Annotated in this window: 1 protein-coding gene; it reads left to right on the top strand. The window is 48.1% G+C overall.

Features of this window, described 5'->3' with window-relative positions; all coding sequences use genetic code 11:
* Positions 1 to 37 precede the first annotated feature (37 nt).
* On the top strand, positions 38 to 1,135 hold a 1,098-nt coding region (locus R7Z49_RS23520), incomplete at its 3' end, for a chromosome partitioning protein ParA (RefSeq protein ID WP_318112147.1).

Here is a 1,135-nt window from a genome sequence, read left to right as displayed (position 1 = left end):
TCTAAGGACAGCACCAACCAATAAGGCTTAAAACAAGATGTATACACGTTCAGTGGTATTTTGGCTGTCTGCATTGACAGCTACGTCCACTTTGGCGGCAGATGCTTCTGCAGCCACTTCACACCCGCCAGCTTCAACCTTGAAGCAAGGCTACTTTATCGACTCTCCAGTGACTGGCCTGTATTACAAAACCAGTTCCAATATCACTGGCGTTACCCAACAAGGGGCATTTCACTACCAACCTGGTGATGTGATTAGCTTCTTCCTTGGCAACGATGATAAGGGGTATCTGCTGACAACCTTATCGAGCCAAGAAGTGCTTACGCCAACGATGGCAACCACCAAACCCAGTCGCAGCATCAATATGACGCGTCTGCTGCTTTCTCTCGACAGCACGCCTGAGAATCGTGAGGAAATTGTCTTAGCCAACCGTGTGTTGTCTGATCCTCGCTTTCAAAGCCAGCTCAAGAGTCTCGATCTCAATTATCTGGATGACGCTAAACGACATCTCAACCTCGACTGGGTTTCTGTCGATGAGGCGATTGATCACTTGAACGAAAGCCAGCAGTACATTGAGGAAAACTTTGCCTCTGATGAGATCATCTTTGAACCTCGCGGCATCACGTTCAAAAACATCGTGATCAAAAAGAAAGATTGGCAGGGCCGCGCTTGTGCCTACGATCTGCGCTATAAACATCACCCCAAATATCGCCCCCCTTTTGGTGAGACCCGATTCACCATCACCAAAGATTCGTTAATTGAACACCCGAGTGTTGGCGACCATTTTCAAGGTTGCTTCATATCACCGAATCACCAAATTACGGAAGATATTGTCGAGCCGATTAGCAAATTTGCGGATTGGTTTAACCTTGTTGGTTGCTCTATCACAGGATGCACCCGCAACGACTTGAACGGCTTCTCTCTCGAAGACTTTGACGATGAAGGCGACTGGAAATATCGCTCAGTCGCGATGAATTTTGACCCAAGCACTGAGCTCTTTATGGAGAAAGTACAAGGTCTCGGGCGCAACAAACACATCCAACACAGCAACCGCACTGAAATGCTGTGGTTTTCCTACCCTAACACCAGCGAGCACGACATCGACTACCTCGGAGTGTGGCAGCAAACCCAATAC

Source organism: Vibrio sp. 1562, assembly GCF_033340155.1.
Lineage (GTDB): Bacteria > Pseudomonadota > Gammaproteobacteria > Enterobacterales > Vibrionaceae > Vibrio > Vibrio alginolyticus.
The sequence above is the reverse complement of the archived record's forward strand: the minus strand, read 5'-3'. Positions and strand labels throughout refer to the sequence as shown.